Genomic DNA, 5261 nt, shown 5'->3' with positions numbered 1-5261 from the left:
CTTCTACTCTCAAGTTTTAAAAAATAAGTCCGATGCCAAAAGGCATCGGACTTATTTTTTAAACTTGATGGCTATGAGCGTGAATGCTGCCTTTTTTATTTCTCTACTATTTCAAACTTCTCTACAATCATTTTTGCGGGATAGCTTTCAAGCATTTGAGAAGACCATACTTTTATTTTATCCCCTATTTTTAATTGATCATATGCATCTTTATCCTTAAAAATTAGGACTATATCTGATGGATAATCTTGATTCATTTTTTGTTCTATATAATTTTGCAACTCTATTTTTGTCTTAAATGTTTTATCACCGACAAAAAACACCGTGTCATTTCTTAATATAATATATCCTTCTTTAGTTATTGCTTTTACCGCTACTTGTTTTGTAGTACACGCTGATATTACGAGTAGAAATGCACTTAAAAATATATACATAGAAATTTTCATATGCCTATTCATTCCTAACCCCTTATCCTACACTATTTCTGCTTTAACACCATCTTCTCTTCATACTTATCATCCCATTTAATCACAATCTCTATCGGTTCATCTTTAGATAGAGGCGCACAACTTACACAAGAAGACTTCATTTCAATCTTTGCTCCTTTATGATTTTCTGACGTTTGTGTCATTGTGCTAAAGGCTCCATTAATAGCAATCTCTAAATTTTTAAATTCTGTATTTCCATCTCCGCCCTTATACTGAAATGTAAACATTCCATCTTCACTGTCATCCTTAATATGGCCTTTATATTGTCCCGTCCAACTTTTGCTCTCGCTAGAAAAAGTAACATACCAAATCGAGCAGCTTCCTAAAAAGAAAATACTAATGAAAAAGAATAATGCTCTCTTCATCATGCCCCTCCATTCAAATGCACTTATTTATTGTCTATTTCTTCCTTCTATTATACTATTAAAATACAGAATTTTCTAAAATAGGAGGTTTATATGTTACAACAACAGTTAGAAGAAATTCGTAATAATAATTACATGCTGGATAACAAAGTTAACATTGATTCTTTAAGTTCCAATATGCTTGAACATATCGGTGTTACTGATAGCTATTTAAGAGACAAACTTATTTACTCTACTTTTTATCATCTCATCAAAAAGGAATACCTTTCACACACGCAATTACAGAAACTACTATTAGAAAGCATCAGTAAAAAATATTTATTGTATAAGATTCATTCGGCTGATGAAGATGCGGTATTTACGCGAGCATTTACAACATTATTAATTGCCCTCATTATTGATGCTGATACAAATCATAATTTCTTATCACGGACTGATATTTCAAATGTAAAAGATCAACTAATTCTATATATGAATAACGAACATGATTTCCGGGGATATGTGCAAGACCACGGCTGGGCACATAGTATCGCTCATGCTTCCGATACATTTGAAGCGCTTGTTCGTAGTCCTAAACTGGAAACCTTATATTACGAAGAAATATTACAAACTTTATTAAACAAAGTCTGTGTCCATTCTATTTACTACAAATATGAAGAAGACGAGCGTCTCGTTTATCCGATTGTGGCAATGCTACAAAATGGTCTAAAGGAAGAAGTACTCCTATTAGCCCTTCATGACTTAGTAGCTCAATTACCCGTCAAAAAACAAACATTACATATTGAATCGTACGAGTACTTATACGGAAATGTAAAATCTTTCTTACGTAGTTTGTTTTTCCGACTACGCACACTGTCTATATGTGAAGAAACCGAATGCAAAATTGAAAAATTGCTACAAGAACTTCCAAAATATTATTAAAAAAAGAAGGCCACTTAAAAAGTACCTTCTTCTATTTCACTAATATTTAATTGAAATTTCACGATCCAAACTGAGAAAAGGTGGACAAGAAGCGCAAACGCCATACATGCTCCGCTTAAAAAAGTTAGTATAGGATGCGAATACACGTGCCCTAATCCATAAGATATTGCCACGAAAAACATTGTTATGTAAATATAAATCGCTCCATGTATTTGCCTCATATAAAACCTCCTTTCCCCATATTATAACATAAATTTTCTGATTATTCACATTAATAGACTGTAATTAATATTTCTCAACTGTTACACCTCTAACAGCAGCCTTAATATATGGTGCTCCTTGTAAACTTTGTAAATCCTCTGTTTTACCTGTTACAATTACACCTTATATTGGTAGGTCTTTTGGTTTTCTGTTTTTTATTTCTTTATAGTTTATCCTAAAAGATTCTTAATATCCCACTTTTATTTTCACTTAAAGATATCCAAATACAGCTTTTCTACATTTTTATCATAATAAAAAGCACATCTATTTTGATGCGCCCTTCACATATACTTTAGTAACATATAAATCATTTTTTGAAACAAAAACTCTCACTCAGATGACCATTTTACGGTTATAAAATACCAATCTATTATTTCATCGCATCCTTCACAACATCTTGAATCATAACGACTTCTGTTTTCATATCAACAGAGGAGACTTCCTCATCAATACATTCATACCAAAATTCCAAATGCTTTTTATCAATTTCATGATGAGAATTTTCGACAAGAGCCCCGCCTTCTCCTTGCACAGAATACCAATATAAGTACTCTTCTCCATCTCTTATTTCCCGAAAAATTGTCTCAACGTACATCTTTTCGTCGTTTAATGTCAAAAGTACTTCTTTCATATTGTCATTCAGAAGCTGCATCCATTCATCTACACGATGACTTTTACCAGGCTTTACTTTAAATCTCGTTAATTCCACATTCATTTTTTATTCCCCCGTTTTCTTCCGTACAAATAATCTATATTCTATTGGATTATGAAAACTTAATTTGCTAACTAATTTTCGCGAAGAAATATTGTCTACATAACAATCCCAGCACGGTGTAATATCATTTTGTATGCAATGTTCAATGAACCGTGTTGCAACAGCTTGGGCTAATCCTTTCCCTTGATATGCTTTATGCGTCACAATATCAATTTCAGCGAATCCATTCCCACTAAATATTGAAACACATTCCGCTACAATCATTCCCTCTTGTTCTATACAAAATCCAAAACCACCGTTTAAAAATGTTTCTTTTGATCCCCAATATTCTTTGTAATACTCCTCTGTAAATTCACTGCTTCGTTCTATATCTCTTCTATCAATACGCTTCACTTCATATGTATTTTTGTTACAATCTCGTTTTCTCCCTTCAAAGGTTACACTTTGAAATTTCATTCGCGGAATGTTTCGAAGTACATGACTAAAACGCTCTTCTATCATCATTTCCCACTCGTCACTCGAAGTGAACAATGTAAATCTCTTCTCTGTTTTTTCAATAGACGTTTTTATATACGAAAATAAATCTTCGTTATAATTTTGATCATCCGTATGACCAAATACATAATAAATGCCATTCGCTGTACGAATGAGTCCTGCTGTTAACTTCTCGTTTACAAAAACCTCACCATCTATCATTTGATCACATACCGCATAAGCAAACGTCGTCGTTTTTGTATGACTTTCTAAAATCGGAAGGATTTTTCTATACTCGGCTACAGATAATTTTTTCATAATTGCTCCACTTTAATCGTATCCGCCTCTATATGTTCAAAACAAAGATTTACCGTTCTCTTTAATGCTCTCGTTCTATGAATCGTACATGCCGGAATTAAAATAGAATCATTCGGCTTTAATACCGCTGTTTCTCCATCTTCAAAATCAATAAGTAATTCTCCCTCTAACACAATAAATAATTCATCCGAATTAGAATGATAGTGCCAATCATATTCACCAGTAAATACAGCGATTCGTAAGCAATGACTATTCACATTTGAAACAACGAAGTTTTTATGTTGATCTTGAATGTCTTTTGTTAATTCTAATAAATTCACAGTCTCCATATTTCGTCCCACCCTTTCATTAATCGTTCTTCTGAAAAAACTAATTTAATCTCCACCGCCTCCGCAATCTCCTCCGCCATCACTTGAGCTACTACAATCACTGCTACTGTAGTCACCGAATCCACTTGATGAACTTGAGGCGTATGAAGATTTTTTGCTCATTTTTCTTTGCTTATCTTTCTTACTTTCATGACTAGGCCATACTTTATTAAATAATATAAAGAATAAGATTCCTTCTACCATAACAAGTGTAACGCCAAAAATACCTTCAATAAAATTAGGGGTGATCCCCAAACTTTTAACCATTCCGCATAAAAACACACAAAAAATTACGTACAAGAACATACAAATATACCGAAATGTTTTCTCTATCATAATGACTATTTTTTTAGAAAAAGGTATGTTCTGTTCCTGTTTTTTCTTTATATACTTTTGTCTCTTCGCTTGCTTTTTCTTCCTCTTTTTGCTCCCCACCCAATCCCCTCTTTTGACTTTTATTTTTCATTTAATTCCAAATTATCACAAAAAATAACATTATAACAAGCTATATTTCACGTAAAGTTTTGTTTACTTTTTGTAAAGCTTTATTTACTTATTACCTAAAAATGGATATAATAAATGTAACAAATTTATAAAAAGGAGACTTTTTATATTTGATTAAAAATAAGGTAAAACAATTCCGCGTCGTTAGAGACATCACCCAAGAACAATTAGCTTCCTCTGTTCAAATCACTAGACAATCCCTCATCGCTATCGAAAAAAACAAATACAACCCAAGTTTAGAATTAGCATTGAAATTATGTGAGTTTTTCAACTGTAAAGTAGAAGATTTATTTCAATTAGATAAAACTGGGGAGGAAAAAGAATGAAAAATACTTCTAATCAAAAGTTCATTTCACATCTTACTCTTTTATTGTTAGGATCATCATTACTTTATTTCAATAGTAACGACGAAGAAAAGATTAGTTCTGTCCTTCTATTCGTTGGTGTATACATACTCTTAGATTTAATACTATTAGTAGTGAAAAAAATATTCTTTAAGAAAAAAAAGAGCGTTTCCGAGAAATATCCATTACCTGAGATGGATGAAAGAATCGAGAAGATGAGTTTAAAGCTTATGGCACAAATTTTCGGTCTCTCTCATTTAGTCGGCTCTGTGATACTATTTATTTTATATATCACTGACAAAAACTCGATGATACGAGTTGAGTATGCCTTATATTACTTGTTCGGCATTCTTTTCTTTACAATGATGTTCGGATTGAAAATTGTAAAGAAACTAGATAATTAACCCAAATAAAAAGCCCCTCCTTATGAAGTGAACCCTGAAAACGGGACACTAATCAAAACACCTAAACCACTTGTTCCCTAAATTCTTTAGGGGATAGGT

The 5261-nt window shown here is 32.4% G+C and carries 10 protein-coding genes and 1 pseudogene; 3 read left to right on the top strand and 8 right to left on the bottom strand.

The window, feature by feature from the left end; genetic code table 11:
• Window positions 1-95: 95 nt before the first annotated feature.
• Window positions 96-458: a DUF3221 domain-containing protein gene (locus PDQ33_RS28135; protein ID WP_061132064.1), complete on the bottom strand. Its 363-nt coding sequence runs from the start codon at window positions 456-458 to the stop codon at window positions 96-98.
• A gap of 20 nt (window positions 459-478) precedes the next feature.
• Window positions 479-856, bottom strand: a complete 378-nt coding sequence (locus PDQ33_RS28130) for a hypothetical protein (RefSeq protein ID WP_074543119.1) — start codon at window positions 854-856, stop codon at window positions 479-481.
• 90 nt (window positions 857-946) lie between these two features.
• On the opposite strand from PDQ33_RS28130, the gene PDQ33_RS28125 reads away from it, so the two are divergent.
• Window positions 947-1774, top strand: a complete 828-nt coding sequence (locus tag PDQ33_RS28125; protein WP_270392874.1) for a DUF2785 domain-containing protein — start codon at window positions 947-949, stop codon at window positions 1772-1774.
• A 14-nt stretch (window positions 1775-1788) separates the two neighbouring features.
• On the opposite strand, the gene PDQ33_RS28120 is transcribed toward PDQ33_RS28125, so the two are convergent.
• The 6 genes and pseudogenes from PDQ33_RS28120 to PDQ33_RS28095 all read right to left on the bottom strand — a co-directional run bounded on the left by PDQ33_RS28120 (window position 1789) and on the right by PDQ33_RS28095 (window position 4345).
• On the bottom strand, window positions 1789-1995 hold the full coding sequence (locus tag PDQ33_RS28120) for a hypothetical protein (RefSeq protein WP_001248905.1): 207 nt from the start codon (window positions 1993-1995) through the stop codon (window positions 1789-1791).
• Between the two features lie 64 nt (window positions 1996-2059).
• Window positions 2060-2252, bottom strand: a pseudogene (locus tag PDQ33_RS28115) (hypothetical protein); the annotation flags it as partial.
• Between the two features lie 153 nt (window positions 2253-2405).
• On the bottom strand, window positions 2406-2750 hold the full coding sequence (locus PDQ33_RS28110) for a DUF6176 family protein (protein ID WP_061132062.1): 345 nt from the start codon (window positions 2748-2750) through the stop codon (window positions 2406-2408).
• A 3-nt stretch (window positions 2751-2753) separates the two neighbouring features.
• The gene (locus PDQ33_RS28105; protein ID WP_270757050.1) at window positions 2754-3542 is read right to left on the bottom strand and encodes a GNAT family N-acetyltransferase; all 789 of its coding nucleotides are present in this window, start codon (window positions 3540-3542) and stop codon (window positions 2754-2756) included.
• The gene (locus PDQ33_RS28100; protein ID WP_061132060.1) at window positions 3539-3871 is read right to left on the bottom strand and encodes a cupin domain-containing protein; all 333 of its coding nucleotides are present in this window, start codon (window positions 3869-3871) and stop codon (window positions 3539-3541) included. The genes PDQ33_RS28105 and PDQ33_RS28100 overlap by 4 nt, the downstream gene beginning before the upstream one ends.
• A 45-nt stretch (window positions 3872-3916) precedes the next feature.
• A complete protein-coding gene (locus tag PDQ33_RS28095) occupies window positions 3917-4345 on the bottom strand; it encodes a hypothetical protein (protein WP_061132059.1) in 429 nt (142 codons plus the stop codon).
• Window positions 4346-4524: 179 nt separating this feature from the next.
• Between PDQ33_RS28095 and PDQ33_RS28090 the strand changes: the two genes are divergently transcribed.
• Together PDQ33_RS28090 and PDQ33_RS28085 are read left to right on the top strand one after the other, a co-directional pair.
• Entirely contained in the window at window positions 4525-4740 is a 216-nt protein-coding gene (locus PDQ33_RS28090; RefSeq protein ID WP_000594567.1) for a helix-turn-helix transcriptional regulator, read from the top strand.
• Complete coding sequence (locus tag PDQ33_RS28085) at window positions 4737-5162, top strand: hypothetical protein (RefSeq protein ID WP_000799452.1); 426 nt, start codon at window positions 4737-4739, stop codon at window positions 5160-5162. Before PDQ33_RS28090 ends, PDQ33_RS28085 begins: the two co-directional genes overlap by 4 nt.
• The last annotated feature ends 99 nt before the right edge of the window (window positions 5163-5261 follow it).

It is taken from the genome of Bacillus cereus group sp. Bc031 (assembly GCF_027716265.1).
Taxonomy (GTDB): Bacteria; Bacillota; Bacilli; order Bacillales; family Bacillaceae_G; genus Bacillus_A; species Bacillus_A paranthracis.
The sequence above is the reverse complement of the archived record's forward strand: the minus strand, read 5'-3'. Positions and strand labels throughout refer to the sequence as shown.

Coding starts and splice junctions, on each gene's coding strand:
- PDQ33_RS28135 (WP_061132064.1), bottom strand. CDS start 458: ATGAATAGGCATATGAAAATTTCTATGTATATATTTTTAAGTGCATTT.
- PDQ33_RS28130 (WP_074543119.1), bottom strand. CDS start 856: ATGATGAAGAGAGCATTATTCTTTTTCATTAGTATTTTCTTTTTAGGA.
- PDQ33_RS28125 (WP_270392874.1), top strand. CDS start 947: ATGTTACAACAACAGTTAGAAGAAATTCGTAATAATAATTACATGCTG.
- PDQ33_RS28120 (WP_001248905.1), bottom strand. CDS start 1,995: ATGAGGCAAATACATGGAGCGATTTATATTTACATAACAATGTTTTTC.
- PDQ33_RS28110 (WP_061132062.1), bottom strand. CDS start 2,750: ATGAATGTGGAATTAACGAGATTTAAAGTAAAGCCTGGTAAAAGTCAT.
- PDQ33_RS28105 (WP_270757050.1), bottom strand. CDS start 3,542: ATGAAAAAATTATCTGTAGCCGAGTATAGAAAAATCCTTCCGATTTTA.
- PDQ33_RS28100 (WP_061132060.1), bottom strand. CDS start 3,871: ATGGAGACTGTGAATTTATTAGAATTAACAAAAGACATTCAAGATCAA.
- PDQ33_RS28085 (WP_000799452.1), top strand. CDS start 4,737: ATGAAAAATACTTCTAATCAAAAGTTCATTTCACATCTTACTCTTTTA.